This window comes from Streptococcus sp. HF-100, from assembly GCF_015594635.1.
GTDB lineage: Bacteria > Bacillota > Bacilli > Lactobacillales > Streptococcaceae > Streptococcus > Streptococcus vaginalis.
The window spans coordinates 1-19,252 of sequence record NZ_JADNQV010000012.1; the positions used below are offsets into that span (position 1 = coordinate 1).

Annotated in this window: 19 protein-coding genes, 2 tRNA genes and 1 pseudogene; 3 read left to right on the forward strand and 19 right to left on the reverse strand. The window is 37.9% G+C overall.

What is annotated here, in order from left to right; all coding sequences use genetic code 11:
* Positions 1–183: 183 nt before the first annotated feature.
* Positions 184–1,026, reverse strand: a complete 843-nt coding sequence (locus IYQ23_RS09210) for an undecaprenyl-diphosphate phosphatase (protein ID WP_126466499.1) — start codon at positions 1,024–1,026, stop codon at positions 184–186.
* A gap of 66 nt (positions 1,027–1,092) precedes the next feature.
* On the reverse strand, positions 1,093–2,982 hold the full coding sequence (locus IYQ23_RS09215) for a DUF2207 domain-containing protein (RefSeq protein ID WP_195674713.1): 1,890 nt from the start codon (positions 2,980–2,982) through the stop codon (positions 1,093–1,095).
* A gap of 126 nt (positions 2,983–3,108) precedes the next feature.
* Here IYQ23_RS09215 and IYQ23_RS09220 point away from each other — a divergent pair, with 126 nt between their 5' ends.
* Positions 3,109–4,674, forward strand: a complete 1,566-nt coding sequence (locus IYQ23_RS09220) for an ABC transporter substrate-binding protein/permease (RefSeq protein WP_195674714.1) — start codon at positions 3,109–3,111, stop codon at positions 4,672–4,674.
* Complete coding sequence (locus IYQ23_RS09225) at positions 4,671–5,411, forward strand: amino acid ABC transporter ATP-binding protein (protein WP_195674715.1); 741 nt, start codon at positions 4,671–4,673, stop codon at positions 5,409–5,411. Before IYQ23_RS09220 ends, IYQ23_RS09225 begins: the two co-directional genes overlap by 4 nt.
* On the opposite strand, the gene IYQ23_RS09230 is transcribed toward IYQ23_RS09225, so the two are convergent.
* The 17 genes from IYQ23_RS09230 to IYQ23_RS09310 form a co-directional block, all read right to left on the reverse strand.
* Positions 5,399–5,560: a hypothetical protein gene (locus IYQ23_RS09230; RefSeq protein WP_174720949.1), complete on the reverse strand. Its 162-nt coding sequence runs from the start codon at positions 5,558–5,560 to the stop codon at positions 5,399–5,401. The two genes, IYQ23_RS09225 and IYQ23_RS09230, sit on opposite strands and share 13 nt — an antisense overlap.
* Before the next feature lie 350 nt (positions 5,561–5,910).
* The gene (locus IYQ23_RS09235) at positions 5,911–6,141 is read right to left on the reverse strand and encodes a hypothetical protein (RefSeq protein WP_195674716.1); all 231 of its coding nucleotides are present in this window, start codon (positions 6,139–6,141) and stop codon (positions 5,911–5,913) included.
* 109 nt (positions 6,142–6,250) lie between these two features.
* The gene (locus tag IYQ23_RS09240; protein ID WP_022526805.1) at positions 6,251–7,138 is read right to left on the reverse strand and encodes an SPFH domain-containing protein; all 888 of its coding nucleotides are present in this window, start codon (positions 7,136–7,138) and stop codon (positions 6,251–6,253) included.
* Positions 7,139–7,255: 117 nt separating this feature from the next.
* Complete coding sequence (locus IYQ23_RS09245) at positions 7,256–7,855, reverse strand: response regulator transcription factor (protein WP_195674717.1); 600 nt, start codon at positions 7,853–7,855, stop codon at positions 7,256–7,258.
* The gene (locus tag IYQ23_RS09250; RefSeq protein ID WP_195674718.1) at positions 7,852–8,949 is read right to left on the reverse strand and encodes a sensor histidine kinase; all 1,098 of its coding nucleotides are present in this window, start codon (positions 8,947–8,949) and stop codon (positions 7,852–7,854) included. Before IYQ23_RS09250 ends, IYQ23_RS09245 begins: the two co-directional genes overlap by 4 nt.
* Before the next feature lie 4 nt (positions 8,950–8,953).
* Positions 8,954–9,685: an ABC transporter permease gene (locus tag IYQ23_RS09255; RefSeq protein ID WP_049506846.1), complete on the reverse strand. Its 732-nt coding sequence runs from the start codon at positions 9,683–9,685 to the stop codon at positions 8,954–8,956.
* 13 nt (positions 9,686–9,698) lie between these two features.
* On the reverse strand, positions 9,699–10,574 hold the full coding sequence (locus tag IYQ23_RS09260) for an ABC transporter ATP-binding protein (RefSeq protein WP_106101131.1): 876 nt from the start codon (positions 10,572–10,574) through the stop codon (positions 9,699–9,701).
* Between the two features lie 284 nt (positions 10,575–10,858).
* Positions 10,859–12,526: a DAK2 domain-containing protein gene (locus IYQ23_RS09265; RefSeq protein ID WP_195674719.1), complete on the reverse strand. Its 1,668-nt coding sequence runs from the start codon at positions 12,524–12,526 to the stop codon at positions 10,859–10,861.
* A gap of 2 nt (positions 12,527–12,528) precedes the next feature.
* A complete protein-coding gene (locus tag IYQ23_RS09270) occupies positions 12,529–12,894 on the reverse strand; it encodes an Asp23/Gls24 family envelope stress response protein (RefSeq protein ID WP_003025907.1) in 366 nt (121 codons plus the stop codon).
* A gap of 173 nt (positions 12,895–13,067) precedes the next feature.
* Positions 13,068–13,256, reverse strand: a complete 189-nt coding sequence (gene rpmB / locus IYQ23_RS09275) for a 50S ribosomal protein L28 (protein WP_003025909.1) — start codon at positions 13,254–13,256, stop codon at positions 13,068–13,070.
* A 134-nt stretch (positions 13,257–13,390) separates the two neighbouring features.
* The gene (locus tag IYQ23_RS09280) at positions 13,391–14,053 is read right to left on the reverse strand and encodes a LiaF transmembrane domain-containing protein (protein ID WP_106101130.1); all 663 of its coding nucleotides are present in this window, start codon (positions 14,051–14,053) and stop codon (positions 13,391–13,393) included.
* Positions 14,054–14,058: 5 nt separating this feature from the next.
* Positions 14,059–14,505, reverse strand: coding sequence for a LytTR family DNA-binding domain-containing protein (locus IYQ23_RS09285; RefSeq protein ID WP_003031093.1), 447 nt, complete (start codon positions 14,503–14,505; stop codon positions 14,059–14,061).
* Positions 14,506–14,721: 216 nt separating this feature from the next.
* Positions 14,722–14,794, reverse strand: a tRNA-Thr gene (locus IYQ23_RS09290).
* A gap of 50 nt (positions 14,795–14,844) precedes the next feature.
* Positions 14,845–15,261, reverse strand: a complete 417-nt coding sequence (locus tag IYQ23_RS09295) for a GNAT family N-acetyltransferase (protein ID WP_195674722.1) — start codon at positions 15,259–15,261, stop codon at positions 14,845–14,847.
* A 146-nt stretch (positions 15,262–15,407) separates the two neighbouring features.
* Positions 15,408–16,289 (reverse strand): class II fructose-bisphosphate aldolase, encoded by an 882-nt coding sequence (locus IYQ23_RS09300; RefSeq protein WP_195674720.1) that lies wholly within the window; start codon positions 16,287–16,289, stop codon positions 15,408–15,410.
* 183 nt (positions 16,290–16,472) lie between these two features.
* A tRNA-Leu gene (locus IYQ23_RS09305) sits at positions 16,473–16,558 on the reverse strand.
* Between the two features lie 200 nt (positions 16,559–16,758).
* A complete protein-coding gene (locus tag IYQ23_RS09310; protein WP_195674721.1) occupies positions 16,759–18,717 on the reverse strand; it encodes a peptide ABC transporter substrate-binding protein in 1,959 nt (652 codons plus the stop codon).
* A gap of 439 nt (positions 18,718–19,156) precedes the next feature.
* Between IYQ23_RS09310 and IYQ23_RS09315 the strand changes: the two are divergent.
* Positions 19,157–19,252 (forward strand): annotated as a pseudogene (locus IYQ23_RS09315) (transposase); the annotation flags it as partial.

Genomic DNA, 19,252 nt, shown 5'->3' on the forward strand with positions numbered 1-19,252 from the left:
GAGTTGCTTTAAGCTGATTCCTTGTTTTTTTAGTTCATAGATTTGCACTTTATCTTCATAACTCAATTTCATAATAAAATACCCCAAAAGTTAGATTTTTTCTGTCTAATTTTTGGGGTGTAGATCACTTTGTCTTCTTTTATCAATAAAAAACTCAACAATCTCTGCTGAGTTTTTGTATGCTTAGAAAATGGCTTTAAAAATGCCGTAAATAATAAGCAGGACACCAAGTCCAATACGGTATTTCCCAAAGATTGTGAAGTCGTGCTTTTTCACATAGTCTGTCAAGAAGCGAATGACATAGAGACTAACCCCAAATGCAACGCCCATTGCCACAAGCAACAAGAAGAACTGACCAAATCCAAGTGTATTTCCTTTGATGATAAACTTCAAAATCTTCCAAGCACTTGCACCAAACATAACAGGAATCCCTAAGAAAAAGGTGAACTCTGTCACCACGGAACGGCTAGTACCATTTAAAAGCCCTCCTACAATCGTTGCTCCAGAGCGACTGGTACCAGGAAAGAGTGACAATACTTGAAATAACCCAATGTAGAGAGCAGTTTTATAAGGCAATCGATCTAAGCTGGTAATTGTCGGTTCTACGTTGTTATTACGTTTTTCCAGTAAAATAAAAGCAACACCATAGATAATCAACATACAAGCAACAGAAATGAAGTTATAAAAATGAGCATCAAACCAACTATCTAAAGGCAAACCAATAATAGCAGCAGGTGCAGCCGCAACCACTACTTTTGCCCATAATTGCCATGTTTTCTGCACTTCACGCGCTGTCTTTCCCGGTTTAAACGGATTTAATTTATCAAAATAAATCACGACAACTGCTAAAATTGCTCCTAATTGGATAACGACATTGAACATTTCCATAAAGGCAGCATTCTGATTTTTATACTTGATAAACTCCTGTATCAAAATCAAGTGACCTGTGCTAGAAATAGGCAACCACTCTGTAATTCCTTCCACAATCCCAAAGATGATGGATTTTAAAATTTCAATGATAAACATGTTCTTCTCCTAAGGTTGATTTGTTTCATTATAGCATAATTTCAAGTGAGAGAATAGAGGCACTTTTTAAAAAGCACCGCCTCCACCTCCACCACCTCCACCAGTGAAGCCGCCTCCGCTGCTACCACCTGATGAAACAGTGAAGCTACTAGCTGAATTGGCTTCTGAGCCATAACTAACAAAAGCGTGGGAGCTAGTATGGAAGGTATACGACATATCCTGATAAACAAAAGCATTCATCGACGGATTATCAATTGTGATTTTTCGTAGTTTCATCGTCTTGGTCACCTTATCTGCACAATTAAACATAGCAGCATAAACCAATAATCTGTTCCATAAAATGACCCCTTCAACTTCTGTGTCCTTTAAATGAGCAATATCACGCAGCATATTGGCAAAACTCTTCCAATAATAATAGTTTTCAGCACCTTCTTCATTTAGGACTCCATCACGTTTCACCATTTTGCATTTTCTCCAGACGTAATACAAAAATCCGCCAGCAATGAAGAAGCTAACTACAAATTGATAAAATACGAGTCCATACTCTAAGAAAATCCAAGCTAAGATGCCAAGAGAAGCAAACACAATAAGATTCATAAGGAGCATTGAAAGATATAAACACAAGAGCTCCTTTTTAGCAACAGGGCGATAATTATTTGGCAATTGCTCCCGCTCAATAATCTCATGCACATTTTCTGTAATATTCTTCAAATAACATTTTAAGAGATTTTTTACCCTGTTTCCCGCTTTACGGACAGCTTCCTCACCTCTGTTATACACTTTCTTATCAATTTTAAAGTCTGAAAATAGCTCTTTTACAAGAAGCTGCTGGTTGTTGCCCATAGCCATTTTTAAAAATTCTTTTTCAAAACCGGATAAACCTTTATCCGTCACTCTTTGCAGCCTTGGTTGCTTCGTATCGTCTGTAAAAATAAGATTCCCTCTGTCAATCAAATCTAGCAAAGTAGCTTGTACAAGATTTTCAAATTTCAAAGACGTTGCTTGTTTCTCCGTTGGATCCAATTCTGTCAAATCTACCGAATAAACATTGGAAGCAATGACCATTGGTGGTAAATCTTGCGGTATTTCGTATAGACGAGCACGCTTAGGAAACGTTACACGGGGTTTTATAGTGAATTGAAAGAAACCATAAAATGCTAGGCTAATCAGACCAACTAGCACAAAAGCAAGTGGTAAACCCCAGTCCATCAATCTCTGATATCTTTTTGTTTTCTGAGCAGCTTCTCTTTCGACTTGCCAAAATCCTTGCAATCGATTCTGATTTGTGATAGCCAAGCTATTTTCAGGAACCGTCATTAATGACCGATCCCAATAAGCATGAAATTCTAGTTTTTTTCCTTTACGAATATTGCCCGCATGAATAAGGTAAGTATTCCCAGAATGCGTCACCTGAGCTGGCTTCATAAAATAACCTGTATGAGCATACAATTCGGTCTGCTGAGAACTTTTTGGAACTGAAATCCGAAACTCCACATTGTTTAACTTCTTATCCCAGTTACTAATCGGAATCCAGTGCAACTCCACGATGTCAGTGTGGACAAACAGCATATTTTTCAGTTTCCACGTAACCGCAATAGTCACACGATCCCCTTTATTACCAGCATTATAAATTTTATATTTATAACCACCCGCAATGTATTCCTGAACAGCAGTAATATCCGTTTTTGGTTGTCCATTTCTTAAAGCTAGAATCGTCGGCTTTCCTTCCACATCAAAGCCCAGAGGAACTTTACCAGATGTCCCCAAAGTAATGATTTGTCCTCTGTAGCCGCTTGAGAAATGGTAAGTGACTGTTTCAACAAATGTCGCTGTATTATCAGAATGAATCTGTAAATTGCCTTTATAGGATTCAATATCATAACTCACCGCCAAGACTCGTTGACTGAAGAACAAACATGAGAAAAAAATTATGATACTCCAAAAAAACTTTTTCATCTAGTAATCTCCTTATACTGATTGCCTTTATTATACCATTTTTTTAAGTAAGGGTTTCCCCAATATTGAAAAGCATGTCATTTTTCGGTACAATGAAAGGAAGCTATTTTTAGATGAGGAGAAAATATGAAGAAATTATTCTTATCTCTATTTGCACTTCTGCTGCTTAGTTTCGGATTTGCAAATAGAGCTCAAGCCGATGAATACTTGCGAATCGGAATGGAAGCGGCTTATGCACCGTTCAACTGGACGCAAGATGACGATAAAAATGGTGCCGTCAAAATCGAAGGCACCAACCAATATGCCAATGGTTATGACGTCCAAATCGCCAAACAAGTCGCAAAAGCATTGGGCAAAAAACCGTTAGTAGTCAAAACTTCTTGGAATGGATTGATCCCTGCATTGACATCAGGTAAATTAGATATGATTATCGCTGGAATGAGTCCAACTGCTGAGCGAAAAAAAGAAATCGCATTTTCCAATAGCTACTACACCAGTGAGCCTGTGGTACTAGTCAACAAAGACGGATCCTATGCCAATGCAAAAACGTTGAAGGACTTCAAAGGAGCAAAAATCACTTCTCAACAAGGTGTCTACCTCTACAATTTGATTTCCCAACTGACAGGCGCTAAGCAAGAAACTGCAATGGGCGACTTCGCTCAAATGCGCCAAGCACTTGAGTCAGGAGTGATAGACGGCTACATTTCTGAACGTCCCGAAGCCCTCACAGCAGAATCCGCTAATTCAAAATTTAAAATGATTCAGTTCAAAAAAGGTTTTGAAGTTAATGAAGAGGATGCTACGATTGCAATCGGAATGCGCAAAAACGACAATCGTCTAGAACAAGTCAATGCTGCTATCGCTAAAATCAGTACCAAAGACCAAGTCGCTTTAATGGACAAGATGATTCAAAACCAACCTGTTGAAACTGACACCAGCAAAGATAAAACTACTTTCTTTGGACAAGTGACAAAGATTCTGAAAGACAACTGGCCCCAATTTCTGCGCGGAGCTGGCTTAACCCTTCTCATTTCCATTACTGGTACAATTGCAGGGCTCATCATTGGTCTCTTAATCGGTGTTTACCGCACCGCTCCTACAGCCAAAAATAAAGCTCTCGCTCTTTTACAAACTTTATTCGGTTGGTTCCTGAATGTCTACATCGAAATTTTCCGTGGAACACCTATGATTGTTCAATCTATGGTTATTTACTACGGAACAGCACAGGCATTTGGAGTTTCCATTGATCGTACAATCGCAGCCATCTTTATCGTTTCCATTAACACGGGTGCTTATATGAGTGAAATTGTCCGCGGAGGAATCTTTGCTGTTGATAAGGGGCAATTTGAAGCCGCAACTGCTCTGGGAATGACACATAACCAAACCATGCGCAAAGTTGTTCTTCCACAAGTCGTACGCAATATTCTACCTGCTACAGGGAATGAATTTGTCATAAACATTAAAGATACTTCTGTACTGAATGTTATCTCCGTTGTTGAACTTTATTTCTCAGGAAATACGATTGCCACCCAAACTTACCAATATTTCCAAACCTTTACGATTATTGCCGTGATCTACTTTGTCCTAACATTTACGGTAACACGCATTCTCCGCTATGTAGAACGGCGTTTTGACACAGATGATTACACAACGGGCGCTAATCAAATGCAAACGAAAGGAGTAAAGGCATGAGTGATACCATTTTAGAAATCAAGCATCTTAAAAAATCCTACGGACAAAATGAAGTCTTAAAAGATATTTCCCTTACCGTCCACTCCGGAGAAGTCATCTCTATCATCGGAAGCTCTGGTAGTGGAAAATCTACTTTCTTACGCTCTATCAATCTCCTTGAAGAGCCAAGTGGCGGAGAAATCCTTTATCGTGGTGAAAATGTACTAGAAGAAAACTATAACCTCATTCATTACCGTGAAAAACTCGGTATGGTGTTCCAAAGCTTTAACCTTTTTGAAAACCTTAATGTTCTTGAAAATACCATTGTCGCACAAACAACTGTTCTCAAGCGAGAACGAGCAGAGGCCGAAAAAATCGCCAAAGAAAATCTTGAAAAAGTTGGCATGGGGCAACCTTACTGGCAAGCCAAACCAAAACAACTCTCTGGAGGACAAAAGCAACGGGTTGCTATTGCACGCGCCTTATCCATGAACCCAGATGCCATTTTATTTGACGAGCCAACCTCAGCGCTTGACCCTGAAATGGTCGGCGAAGTGCTGAGAATAATGAAAGACCTTGCTCAAGAGGGCTTAACCATGATTGTTGTCACGCACGAGATGGAGTTTGCGCGTGATGTCTCCAATCGTGTCATTTTCATGGACAAAGGCATCATTGCTGAAGAAGGCAGGCCTGAAGACATTTTTACTCACCCTAAGAAAGAACGCACAAAAGAATTTTTACAACGTTACTTACGATAATCCACAACCGACGGGAGTGGGACAAAAATCGGTAATTTCGAAGAAATTTGATTTTGTCGTCCCACCCCCGCACAGTTGAGTAGGGCTGTAAAGGTTGATTTATCAACCGCATAGAACCCACTCACCACTGAGACTTGCAAGAAACTCATAAAAATCTGACGAGGTTAAGGACTTTTGTCCCAGTCTCGTCTTTATTTTCTCTTCAAAATCTTTAAGAAGTCAATTGAAAAACTAATTTTTATTCAAACAAAACAGAATGTTTGAATACACATTCATTAGAACATTTTCTTGTTAAAAATAAAACTCTAATTTTTAAGAATATTTTTTAAAATAGATTGTATTGTAGAAAGCGGTTTATCATTTTTCTGTAAAAATATTCATTTTAAAAAATTAGATAGGTAACGAATAAATAAACTTTCTGCTTTATAATTATTTGTTATTTCCATATAAAATCATACTATTTTACAATTGCAAACAAAAAAAGCAGGCTGATAGCCTGCTAAAAATACAACGATTGGTTTTCAAACTTTTCGTGGTTTTTATCGTAAAAATCAATCAATCCAAGAGCGGTTTCAAATGAAATATTTTTCACTTTAGCACGGCCTTGAGCAAGGGCAATGATAGACATTTCACGAGCGTTCGTTTCTTTACTGATGCGATAACCCGTGATTTTTTTATCACGAACCCAGCTAACAACTGATTCTACTTTTTCAAAGTTAGATTTAGCCATTTCCTTCTCCTATTTTATTATTTCTAACTAAATATTGTAAAGGTTTTTGTTTGTTTTGTCAATGGAAAAGGCTGTCTATTTTGATGAATAAAACAATTCAGAATATTCTTTATTTAGCTTTGAGTGCAGATAATATTTGTGTTCGAATACTTTCCACTCCGTCAGGATTTGCTGGTAAGAAAATTGTATTATTTCCCTTATTGTCTGCAAAATTATTCAACGTGTCAAGGTATTGGTTGGTTAAAAGAATGGACATGATTTGTTCTTCCTTCAATTCAACATTCGCACCTTTTAATTCCTTAATTGAGTCTGCCAATCCATCTACAATTGCTTTCCGTTGTTCGGCGATACCAACCCCATGAAGGCGATCTTTTTCAGCTTCTGCTTCCGCGGCTGTCACAATTTTAATCTTGTCAGCTTCAGCTAATTCTTGCGCAGCAACACGTTTCCGTTGGGCAGCGTTGATTTCATTCATTGATTGCTTGACTTCTGCATCTGGCTCAACTTTAGTAATCAAGGTTTTTACGATGATATAACCGTAAGTAGACATTTCTTCTGCCACTTGCTTTTGGACTTCAAGCGCAATTTCATCTTTCTTTTCAAACAATTCATCCAAGGTCAATTTAGGAACAGATGAACGCAATGCATCTTCAATATAAGACTTGATTTGAGCTTCTGGGCGAATCAATTTATAGTAAGCATCTGTTACGTTATTTTCATTGACACGGTATTGTGTCGCAACGTTCATCATGACAAATACATTGTCTTGTGTCTTAGTTTCAACCACAATCTCACTTTGCAAGAGGCGCAATTGTACACGCGCTGCGATATGGTCAATACCAAACGGCAAACGCAAATGAATCCCGCTATTACTGAGTTTTTGATATTTCCCAAAACGTTCTATAATCGCGACAGACTGTTGACGAACAACATATAAGGAACTAAAAAGAATGAGAATAAGTACGACAACAACAATTGGTACTACTAAAAATAACATGATATGAAACTCCTATCTTCTTTTTCCAAGATTATAGCACACTTATAAGAGTTTATCAAACAGAAACGATAGTTGCAACACTCCATAAGTTTGCTTAAGTTTTTTTAAATCTCTTTACTAAATCCAGCCATTTTCTTGCGCAATTCGAACTGCTTCTAATCGATTTTCCGCTGTTAATTTCGTTAGAATGCTTGACATGTAATTGCGGATAGTACCATTTGATAGATAAAGCTTTTGAGCAATTTCTTTACTAGACAGACCTCTTGCTGCTGCTTGCAAAACCAAAATTTCCTGATTGGACAAGGGATTTTTACTCGTCATCATGGCTTCCATTAGTTCAGGAGAATATTCTTTTTGCCCTTTTAATACTGTATGAATTGTTTTCATGAGGTCAGCAATACTGCGTTCCTTTAAAACATAGGCATCTACATCTGCTTTGACCGCTCGCTCAAAGTAACCAGGACGTTTAAATGTGGTGACAATAACGACTTTGACGGTTGACTGCTGCACCTTGACCCATTCCAACACATCCAGCCCTGTTTGCTTAGGCATTTCCACATCTAAAATAGCTACATCTATCTTTTGAGATTGCAGCAAGGCCATTGCCTCCTGCCCATTAGAAGCCTGATGAACTGTTTCCACATCTGATTGCATTTCTAGCAATTGGCACAAAGCATCCCGTAGCATGCTTTGATCTTCAGCTACTAACAATTTCATTTGTATCCCTCCATTGATAAGTTTACTCGAATCATAGTTGGCTGTTTATAACTTAAAATCTCTACTTGCCCAGACAATGCTTCCACACGCTCCCGAATGGAATGCAACTCTTTTCCTGTGACAATTTTGAAACCTTTCCCATTATCCTCAACATCTGTAATTAACCGATTTTTTTCAGAATACAAATGAATTTGGCAACTGCTTGCCTGAGCATGCTTGATGATATTCGTTGCTAATTCTAGTAAAACCATACTTAAACTTGATTGAATATTTGGTGCGATACTAGCAATATTGAGTTGATGCTGTACTTGTACCTGAATCCCACTCATTTCCAGCATAGCCTGAATAGTCACTAACTCCTCATCCAAGGTTCGTGTTTTTAGATTATCAATAATCCGTCGCACATCTGCCATAGACTGCTTGCTAATTTCATGCACTTCCTGCAATTCTTTACCAGCTTTCTCATAGGATTTCATTTGAAGAAACTGTTGTGCTAATTCTGTCTTGACACTGAGCATAGCAAATGTATGCCCTAGACTATCATGTAGGTCTCGTCCAATACGATTGCGCTCATTTTCAGCTAGGAACAGATTGAGTTGAGCATTCTGCTTTCTTTTTTCCTCCTGAAGCAATTCAGCCACCTGCATGCGATACAATCCGAAGGTCAATAAATCAGCAAATAAAAAGGTCGCAATCAAAAATATCAGATAGGATAAATCACTCGGATTTTTCAGAAAAATAGAAAACAGAATGATTGGCTGTAAGGTAAAAAAGGTCCAAAAGCGCCAAGATTTAAATGGAATTTCATTAAAGTGATAGATTAGTAGGTTTGATAGATAAAAGATGTACCAAACAAAACTTGGATTTAGCCAAATAGAACTATAAAAAATGTAGGCAATCATTATCCACCAAGACAGCCACTGATGAAACGGATGATTATCGAGTAGAAGATTGTAATAAGCTCCGATAAAAAATACTGTCCACAACAAGAGCAAAAGCGAGTAGTCCCCACCGATGACACCCGCTATTGGAAAGACAATAAAAACTAAAGCAATATGAAACATATAGTGAATATTTTTTAGTTTTTTCCACATAAATTTATTTTACCTCAATCCGTTTTTTAAGTTGAAGAACCACCAGACTGACACCAACTGTGTAAACCAGAACAATCAGTGCTGCAATGGCATTAAACTCACGATGTTCCAAATAAGAAGATACAACCTGCATGAGTTGATAACTAGGCATCAATTTACCGATAGAGCGAAGCCAGGCTGGGAACATGCTCAAAGGAAACCAAAGACCACCTAGGACTGCCAAAGCCATATAGGCAATATTCCCCACAACAGACATAAGCTGAGCGCTGGGAAGCAAACTCACTAATACTCCCATGGCGATGAAAACCAAACTTCCGAACAGGATAATTAGGGCGATGATTAACCAATCCATTGTAGGAAGACTGACTCCACGAACAAAATGCCCAACAGAAAAAACAACGACTATGGAAAGAAGGAAAGTCAGTAAGGCACTGAAAAGTTTGGATATATAATATTCTACCATAGAAACAGGTGAGTGCTGAATCATTTTTTGCCAATTATTGGTTTTATCAGATTGCAAGGAGCTGGGAATACTAAAGAAAGCACTAGACATGATACTGAAAACCGTCATTGAAAAGAGATATAGTCGAAGTACACTGGTTGGTGTGTCGCTTGACATCACGCCTGAAAAAATCAGATAAAAGACACTAGGCAAACCAATAGACAAGAGGTAATAAGCGGCCTGCCGCTTCATTAAAATCAATTCAACCTTCATTAAACTGGTCATATTTTTCATGATACATCTCCTTTTACTCTTGCGTTGTCTCAAAAATACTATCTAATAGTGTCCGGTTGCGTACTTCTACTTCCTCAATCGTACAGCCATTATCTACCAAGACTTGCCACACTTGACCAGCCTTTCTAGTTGCAAAGGACAGAGCATTTTGCTTGATTTCAACTTCGGTCACTTCAGATAACCCTTCCAAAATAGTTTGGTAAGAAAGCGGAATAGTAAAGTGTTTTTCTTGTTCTTCGCTGCGCATGGCATAAGGCGTCGTATCACGAATCAATTCGCCCTTATGCAAAACCAAAATACGATCTGCTGTATGCTCCACTTCCTCAATATAGTGAGAAGAATAAATAATAGTCACACCCTTTTTCTTCAATTCATCCACAATTTCCCAAAAATGCTGGCGAGTTGACGTATCCATAGCAGAAGTTGGTTCATCTAAAAAAAGTATCTTCGGACGACCAATAAGAGCTAAAATAAAGGAAAATAAGCGTTTTTGACCACCTGATAATTTAGAAGCCAACTGTTCTTTTTGCTTATCCGTAAATTTTAAAAGAGCATCAATTTCCTGATTGGTTAGACTGTTTGGGTAAATATTTTGAAAAAAGTTCAATAGTTCTTTCACTTTCAGATCTTCCACTACTGTATTTTCTTGTAGCAAAATAGCAACCATCTGCTGTAATTGCTCATCTGTTGGCTTTAATCCTCGAACACTAGCCTGTCCACTCGTAAGAAATTTATCCCCTAGCAAACAATCCATGAGAGTCGTTTTCCCAGCTCCATTCGGACCAATCAACGCTACACATTCTCCATCGTTAATCGTAAAAGAAATATCCTTCAAAATATCTTTTCCATGAATCTTTTTAGATAAATGGTTCACCTCAATCAGCTTCATCTTTTTCTCCTCATTATTTCTTTGGTGGAAATACAACCCATGCAGAACTCCTAGCAATTGGCTCAGGAAAGTTTCTGGTCAACGATTGAATTACCACAGAGTTACTTGCAGCAAGAAGAATAAAACAGGTTGTAGACTTGGTTTCTACCTCTTCATTTCCTCTTGTTGCTTTCATTATAGCTCAACTCTTTTATCGCTACTAGATGATTTTGTCATCGCTTAACATGACAAATGTCATAAAAAAGACGACTCTCTCAAGTCGTCCTTTTCATCAGTTATTCTATTTATTCAACACTAAAGAGATATGGATAAACTGGCTGTCCGCCATTGTGAATTTCTACTTCTACATCTTCAAATTTTTCAGTAATGTCTTGCGCTAATTCATTGGCCAAGTCTTCACTTCCATCTTCACCAATGTAAATCGTCACAATTTCACTATCTGCATCTAACATGTTACTGAACGTTTCATTCAATGTCGTCAGCATATCCGGATTGGAAACAACAATTTTTCCGTCTACCATACCTAAATTATCATTTTCATGAATTTCAAGACCGTCAATCGTTGTATCACGGACAGCTGTCGTCACACTACCACTGACAACATCTGCAAGTGCAGCAGTCATCCGATCATGATTTTCCTCAATGGATTTGCTTGGGTCAAAAGCTAACAAGCTAGTCAAACCTTGCGGAATTGTTCTTGTTTCAATCACTGCAGCAGATTGTTCAATCACTTCAGCCGCTGATTGCGCCGCCATGAAGATATTCTTGTTGTTTGGCAGGATAATGATATGACGAGCATTCACATATTCAACTGCCTTGATGAAATCTTCTGTTGAAGGATTCATCGTTTGCCCGCCAGAGATGATGTAGTCCACACCTTGCGCTTTAAAGATGTCTGACAATCCTTCTCCTGCAACGACAGCAATGATTGCATATTCTTTTTCTTCTGTTGGCTGGCTATTTTCACGCTCTTCTTTTTCAACCTGCGCTTCGTGTTGATTGCGCATATTATCTACTTTGACCTTGACAAGACTTCCGTATTTCAAGCCTTCTTGCATGACCAAACCTGGATCTTCCGTGTGAACATGAACTTTTACGATTTCATCATCATTTACGACAAGAAGTGAGTCGCCCAGTTCATTCAAGTAGTTGCGAAATTCATCATAGTCAAATTCTTTAACATACGTTGGACCTTTTTTCAAGGCTACCATGATTTCCGTACAATAACCATATTTGATGTCTTCTGTTGCCACATGACTAGCTACTGACTTATGGTGTTCTGCATTGATCATTTCTGTCATAGTTGCAGGCGTTGCTTGAAATTCTTCAGACGCAATATATTCGCCTGTCAACGCTGCCAAAAAGCCTTCATAGATGAACACCAAACCTTGACCACCAGAGTCCACAACACCAACTTCTTTTAAGACCGGAAGCATGTCAGGTGTTTTAGCAAGAGCCACCTTAGCACTCTCAAGAGCTGCTTTCATGACTTCAACAGCATCATCTGTTTCTTCTGCTTTTTTCTTGGCACCAATTGCAGCTCCGCGAGAAACAGTCAAAATCGTTCCTTCAACCGGTTTCATCACAGCTTTGTAGGCTACTTCTACTCCAGATTGAAAAGCAAGGGCTAAATCTTGTCCTGTTAATTCTTCCTTCTCTTTCACACTTTGAGAGAAGCCACGGAAAAGCTGAGACGTGATAACACCCGAATTCCCACGCGCACCCATTAAGAGACCTTTTGCAAAAATTCCAGCCACTTCACCAACAGTAGAAGCAGATTTGTCCGCAACTTCCTTTGCACCATTTTCAATGGTCATTCCCATATTGGTACCTGTGTCACCGTCTGGCACAGGAAAAACATTTAAAGAATTGACATATTCAGCCTGTTTATTCAAACGAGTAGATGCAGACTGCACCATTTCTTGAAATAAACTAGTAGTAATATTTGACACGATTATTCTCCTACAACTTTAATATTTTGGATATAGACATTTACTGTTTCAGCAGTAATTCCAAGCTGATTTTCAAGACTGAATTTCACACGCTCTTGAATATTTTTAGACACTTCGCTAATCTTGGTACCATAGCTCAAAACTGTATACACATCAACAGCAATGCTACCTTCTTCCGTTGTTTTTACTACAACGCCTTTCGCATAATTTTCTTTGCCTAATAAAGCTTGGAAATTATCTTTAATGGCATTTTTACTGGCCATTCCAACAACACCAAAAATTTCAGTTGCTGCCCCACCAACAATTGTCGCAATGACATCATCTGTCAGTTCGATTTGACCATCTTTTGTATTGATTTTTACAGTCATAGTTTCTACCTCAAAAGTATTTTATAGTTTATTTTACCATATTTTACGCAGACTGTAAAAGAGAGAGTACATAATTAGAAAGTATTCAGTCAATGTTGGGGGTTCCTTGTCGTAAAAAATCTATTTTCTTGTACAAAAAGAAAAAGGACCCCAGAGGTCCGATTCTTCATAAATTAAACGCGTTCAACTTTGCCTGATTTAAGGGCACGTGCTGAAGCCCAAACTTTCTTAGGTTTACCATCAACTAAGATTGTCACCTTTTGAAGATTTGGTTTCACAGTACGTTTTGTTTGGTTCATTGCGTGAGAGCGGTTGTTTCCTGATACAGTTTTACGACCTGTAAAGTAACATACTTTTGCCATTTATACTTGTCCTCCTGATTAGTTTCACGGGCTTTATACCACATACCGTAAAATTTTATCACAATTTTTAAGATTTTGCAAGACTATTTTCTCTATATTTCAAAATTTAGCCAAGGCAGCCCAATCCATCAGTCTTAAATATAGATAATTCCCAAACGACCGAAAGATACATCTCCCTTTACATAGAGGGTCTTGTCTTTCTCATTGATGTTACGGGGATTGGTAACTGTGCCGAAAGCATTGTCTACATCCAACTCCACACGCCAATTACTAGGCACATATAACGTTGCATTCCCAAAAGATATATCAACATCAAAGGTAGCGGAATCGCCTTTTATCGTGGCATTGTCAAAATAAACTGTGGCATTACCAAAGGTACAATCTAGCGTTTCATAGGTAAAATCTTCCGAATTGATGTAGCGCGTACCACTTCCAAAATTAATATCCCCATTTATAATGCGATGAGCATTTGAACCACGATAAACACCCCAAATTCGTTTTGGTTTGAAAATTAAGCCAATACCAATAGAAGCCAGAATCCCTGCTAAAAAAATCGTTCCAGATGAGATTGGCAAAAAGTGATAGCTACTATTTGCAACGATTAAGGAAATAATGGCTAAAATAACCCCACCAGATAAATTTCCTCTCCAAAAATTTTCAATCGCAAAGTAAGCAAAGCCCAGTACAACGAGCATCGGCCAAAAATTAAAATCCATAACTGGAATACCAAAATTTCCTTGTAGCAGCACCCAGCCTGCCAATACCAAAAGCCCCACTCCAAACAATGTTTTTCTCATAATATTTACCTCATTTCACTTAATTTTTCTTTTAAGAATTGAAAATAATGCCGAGACACATGCACTTGCTTATGGGTATCATAAAAGCGAATGCTGCTGGTCCCTGAAAAAGACTTTTCCAACGAATAAATTGCTTTAATATTCGTAATTGTTGACTTAGAAATACGACAGAAATAACGTGGCAAGCATTCTTCCAGCTCATACAATTTCAGCTTTACTTCATAAGCATTATTTCGAGCATGTGCAAAAATCTTATTTCCCTCTGTCTCAAAAAAGAGAATATCTGCTAAATCAACATAATATTCGCTCGTATCTTTGTAAAAAAGAATAGACGGCTTAGCAACTTCTTCCAGAGAACGCTGAATGCGCTCTATCTGTTCATCAAAGCGAGGTGCCTTAATGACAATTTCTGCTTCTTCCAGATTAGAATCTAGCTCAACTCGAATTTTCATAAACGCTCCCCTCGTTTTTCTTTATTTTATTATAACAATTGGTTCGTGAAATTCAAGCGGTTTTCAGTAAGTGGTTCATTTCGAGACGCAAGTGGTCGTGAAATCTGAATAACTTCCTTGCTTTTTCATAAGTTGACCAGATTCTAGCACCTTTTTACGCAACAACACTTTATAAATAACAAAAAAAGCCTTCAATTCAATGAAGACCTTCAATAATGCCGATTATAGGGCTTGAACCTACGACCTACGCGTTACGAGTGCGTTGCTCTACCAACTGAGCTAAATCGGCATTCAACACATTCTTATTCTAACACGTCAATTTTTTTTGTCAAGAAGTTTTTAGGAAATTTTCTTGATTAAAACCATGTAGGGATTGTGTGAATCCCACAGCTGAGGGAAGATTTCTAATTTTTTAAAACCTTGAGCCTGATAGAAAGCAGTCGTTCTATCGTAGGTTAGATAATGACCCGGTGCCACTGTTTTGACTTGTAAATAGTCAACTTGTTGTCTTGCTGCCATTTCCAAAACATTCACCAGCTTTGACCCAATCCCTTGTTTATAATATTCTTTCTTGATAGCTAGGCAGTCGATCTCTGCACAGTCTTCGCTAGAATAGGACAAACTAATAAAACCAAGTGGCTCATCCCCCTCATAAGCTCCCCAAACACGAAGTTTCCCATCCGCCTCAATATAGGCTTGGGTACTATCTGGAATACCAAACCACTCTGGTAAATCAGCCAAAATCTCAGCTGCAATCGCTAACTTCTAATCCTCTTTCTTGATTTTTTAATATGAGCCATTCCTCTCTCCCATTCCTGCCAACAAATTTTTATCTTTTATGTATTCAACAATCAACAAAAATCCCGCACAAGGCGAGATTTTCTTGTTTATTTAGTAAGCGATTAAGCTTTACCTTCTGAACCAAATACGTCAATACGTTCTTTAACAGCTTCTGTAATTGCTTCGAAACCTGGTTTCAAGAATTTACGTGGGTCAAAGAGTTTCTTCTTATCGTATTCTGCTTCGTTTGCTTCGTATTCAGCAACGAATTTACGAGTAGCTTTTGCAAAGGCAATTTGACATTCAGTGTTTACATTTACCTTAGCAACACCAAGTTTAATTGCTGCTTGGATTTGGTCGTCAGGAATACCTGAACCACCGTGAAGTACGATTGGGAATCCAGGGACAGCTTCTGTCAATTTTTGCAAGTGGTCAAGGTGAAGACCTTTCCAGTTAGCTGGGTATGGTCCATGAATGTTCCCAATACCTGCTGCAAGGAAGTCAATTCCAGTTTCAACCATTGCTTTTGCATCTTCGATTGGAGCCAATTCACCATCACCGATGATACCATCTTCTTCACCACCGATTGTACCAACTTCAGCTTCTACTGACACGCCATTTGCATGCGCAAATTCAACCACTTTGCGAGCTTTTTCAAGATTTTCTTCAACTGGAAGATGAGAACCATCAAACATAACTGAAGTGTAACCAACTTTGATACATTCAAGTGCATCTTCATAATGACCATGGTCAAGGTGAATAGCAACTGGTACAGTAATTCCCATTGATTCTACAAGGTTTTCGATGAGAAGTTTACATACTTTGTAACCGCCCATATATTTAGCAGCGCCCATAGAAGTTTGGATAAGAACTGGAGCTTTTTTAGCTTCTGCTGCACGCAAGATAGCTTGAGTCCACTCAAGGTTGTTTGTATTAAATCCACCAACTGCATAACCATTGTCACGAGCTGCTTGGACAAATTTTTCTGCTGAAACGATTGCCATTAGTATTAGGCCTCCTATTTATTTTTATGGGTTTTCCCATTTACATTGTTTATTTTATCACTTTTTAGGAAAAAATACCAGCATTTCCTAATCTTTTAAGCGCTTTCTCTTATAAAACTGTTTTTCTTTCCTCACATTTCAAAAATAATGAAACAAAAAACCGGCCGAAGCCAGCTTACCTGATGCGGAGAGAGGGACTTGAACCCTCACGACCTAAAGCGGTCACAGGATCCTTAGTCCTGCGCGTCTGCCAATTCCGCCATCCCCGCGATTGGATACCTTATTAGTATAACAGGATAGAAACTCCTTGTCAAGAAATTTTTTTGAAAAAATGTATCTGTCAGCACTTAAAATCACTCCCTAAAACCAACTCTTATTTGAGACTTCTTCAATATAGGTTCTTTAGATAGGAACAACAAAAAGAAACTCCTACGAAGCTTATCGTTCATAGAAGTTTCTTACATTTGTTTTATTTCACATGATTTTCGTAGTCATCTTGCGCTTTTTTATTAGAGGTTTCTTTTTCTTTTAGCCATTTCTTTTTAGCACTTTCGTATTCTTTTGTTGTTACAATTTTGTCTTGCAGTTTGACATATTTGAAATAACTGCTTGAAGCACCTTTGATTCCAACTAATGAATAAGAACGGCTAAATGGAACTGTTTTCGTCACAGATGGTGTTCCTCCAAGAGAGAGGTTTGGCATTGTCAAGCCACTATCGATTAACCATGCTTGTGCCTCGGCATATTTTTCATAGCGTGTAGCTTCATTGGTTTCAGCATTTGCTTCTGCTAGCATCTCTGTATATGTGTCCAGTCCAACTGCCTTGATCTTATCATTTTCTTGACCTGGTTTCAGACCAAAGTTTTGTAAACTACCACCATTTTTTGTATTCAAAGTATCTAGATAAGTAGATGGGTCTTGATAGTCACCAGACCAACCACCATTATACAGATCGTAGTCTTTTTGAGCAGCTGTATTAGCAAAATAACTGATATTATTTAATTCATCTGAACTCATTTGTTGAATATCAATGACAACATTTTCTGTGCCTAAGACAGACTCAACAGATTGTTTCATGGAACTTTCCCATTGAACACCAATTTTACTTGTCTGATCAGCTGGTACATCTAAGTGGATAGGAAACTGAACACCCTTTGCTTGCAGTTCTGCTTTAGCTTGAGCAAACTTTGCTTTAGCTTTTTCTGGATTGTAATAAGCATCTTGTGCATCGGCCAAATTCATGTTTGACCATTCTGAGCCATAGTTTACCAGCTTAGAAGACACAACATCACCAAACGTTTTATCACCGATAGAAACAAATGTTGGTGGCACGAGTGTGTTCCGCAATACCTTTGTCGCTCCGTCTTTCCCATTACTTTGTGCACCATAAGAAGTACGATTATAGGCAAAGTTGATAGCTTGGCGGAAAGCTTTATTTAGCACCGCTTCTTGGGTCGCAGCCTTTTGAGCATCTGTTTTCTTCGATGTATGGTTATAGGACTGACGATTTAAATTAAAGTTATAATAGTAGCTGGTCGCATCTTGCAAACTATAGATGATATTGTTAGCATATTGTTTCTTAACAGAAGCAAAACTAGAGCTATTTGGATAAAGACGAGCTGCACTATAGGCACCATCTGTGAAGTTACGGATAAGGGCTTCTTGGTCAGAGCCGTCATAATATGTCAATTTAATGTTATCCAAATGAACATTCTTTTTATCATAGTAATGAGGATTTTTAGCAAATTCCATAGAAGACTTGGCTGTCAGAGACTTCAATAGATAAGGACCATTGTATAGAATGCTGGTTGGTTTTACAGAACCAAAATTTTTTCCTTGTGATTTCAAGAAATCTGCATTAACTGGGAAGAGGATATTATTGGTCGTTTTTGAATTCCAATAAGTCTCTGCACGGCTGAGTGTATACTGTACTGTATAGTCATCTAGAGCTTTTACTCCAACCGTTGAAAAATCTTTCGTTTCACCCTTGATGTAAGCATCTAAACCTTTGACAGAATCTTGAACGAGGTAAAGAGCTTCTGATTTATTATCTGCGGCGTATTTCAAGCCAGTTACAAAGTCTTGCGCTTTTACACTTGCGTACTCTTCACCTTCTGATGTGTACCATTTAGCATCTTTACGTAATTTATACGTATATGTCAAGCCATCTTTGGAGACTGTCCATGACTTAGCAAGCGCCGGAACTAAATTTCCGTACTGGTCATTTTCCAATAATCCATCAACTAAGTTAGTCACAACATCTGAAGTTGTCGCACGGTTCGCCATCAGATAATTTAGCGTGTCTGGATCTTGTATATACACGTATGAATAAGTTGATGTGCTAGAAGCTGACTTGCCACAACCTGATAATAGGATTCCAGCGCTTAGCACAACTCCTGTTGCAATAATCCATTTTGATGATTTCATAGATAAACCTCCTCTAATGTCACATCTTGTTACATTGAATATTATACCGAAATAGTTTCAAAAAGTAAAGAGCTGTTTTTGACAGAAAATATTATTTATTCAAAATACTAGTTATTCGCTGCATAATATGATTAAAATAAGCCACAAAATACATAAAGAAGCAAAAATAATAAATTTATCTTTTGACTCAAATTGAATAAACATTCTTTTAAAGTTAAAAAAATAAGCCATTCTACTTTATGAAGATAGCAACTACTCTCCCCCTTCAACTAAATATTGAACCTATTATACACTTTTTTCGTATAAGTACAAGAAAAATCATGATTTTTTAATATATTTTTCGGATTTTCTGCTATTTAAAAACAAAAAAGAGACATCCAGAGATGATCTGCACCCCAAAAATTAGATAGAAAAAATCTAACTTTTGGGGTATTTTATTATGAAATTGAGTTATGAAGATAAAGTGCAAATCTATGAACTAAAAAAACAAGGAATCAGCTTAAAGCAACTCTCAAATAAATTTGGAGTACGTATT

Bases quoted from the DNA above. Each gene is read 5' to 3' on its own strand.
- IYQ23_RS09230 (WP_174720949.1), bottom strand. From the start codon at position 5,560: ATGAGTTTCTTGCAAGTCTCAGTGGTGAGTGGGTTCTATGCGGTTGAT.
- IYQ23_RS09250 (WP_195674718.1), bottom strand. From the start codon at position 8,949: ATGTGGAAAAAACTAAAAAATATTCACTATATGTTTCATATTGCTTTA.
- IYQ23_RS09240 (WP_022526805.1), bottom strand. From the start codon at position 7,138: ATGTTATTTTTAGTAGTACCAATTGTTGTTGTCGTACTTATTCTCATT.
- rpmB (WP_003025909.1), bottom strand. From the start codon at position 13,256: ATGGCAAAAGTATGTTACTTTACAGGTCGTAAAACTGTATCAGGAAAC.
- IYQ23_RS09255 (WP_049506846.1), bottom strand. From the start codon at position 9,685: ATGAAAAATATGACCAGTTTAATGAAGGTTGAATTGATTTTAATGAAG.
- IYQ23_RS09285 (WP_003031093.1), bottom strand. From the start codon at position 14,505: ATGAAAATTCGAGTTGAGCTAGATTCTAATCTGGAAGAAGCAGAAATT.
- IYQ23_RS09215 (WP_195674713.1), bottom strand. From the start codon at position 2,982: ATGAAAAAGTTTTTTTGGAGTATCATAATTTTTTTCTCATGTTTGTTC.
- IYQ23_RS09270 (WP_003025907.1), bottom strand. From the start codon at position 12,894: ATGACTGTAAAAATCAATACAAAAGATGGTCAAATCGAACTGACAGAT.
- IYQ23_RS09220 (WP_195674714.1), top strand. From the start codon at position 3,109: ATGAAGAAATTATTCTTATCTCTATTTGCACTTCTGCTGCTTAGTTTC.
- IYQ23_RS09260 (WP_106101131.1), bottom strand. From the start codon at position 10,574: ATGAAGCTGATTGAGGTGAACCATTTATCTAAAAAGATTCATGGAAAA.
- IYQ23_RS09300 (WP_195674720.1), bottom strand. From the start codon at position 16,289: ATGGCAATCGTTTCAGCAGAAAAATTTGTCCAAGCAGCTCGTGACAAT.
- IYQ23_RS09225 (WP_195674715.1), top strand. From the start codon at position 4,671: ATGAGTGATACCATTTTAGAAATCAAGCATCTTAAAAAATCCTACGGA.
- IYQ23_RS09210 (WP_126466499.1), bottom strand. From the start codon at position 1,026: ATGTTTATCATTGAAATTTTAAAATCCATCATCTTTGGGATTGTGGAA.
- IYQ23_RS09280 (WP_106101130.1), bottom strand. From the start codon at position 14,053: ATGAGAAAAACATTGTTTGGAGTGGGGCTTTTGGTATTGGCAGGCTGG.
- IYQ23_RS09235 (WP_195674716.1), bottom strand. From the start codon at position 6,141: ATGGCTAAATCTAACTTTGAAAAAGTAGAATCAGTTGTTAGCTGGGTT.
- IYQ23_RS09245 (WP_195674717.1), bottom strand. From the start codon at position 7,855: ATGAAATTGTTAGTAGCTGAAGATCAAAGCATGCTACGGGATGCTTTG.
- IYQ23_RS09310 (WP_195674721.1), bottom strand. From the start codon at position 18,717: ATGAAATCATCAAAATGGATTATTGCAACAGGAGTTGTGCTAAGCGCT.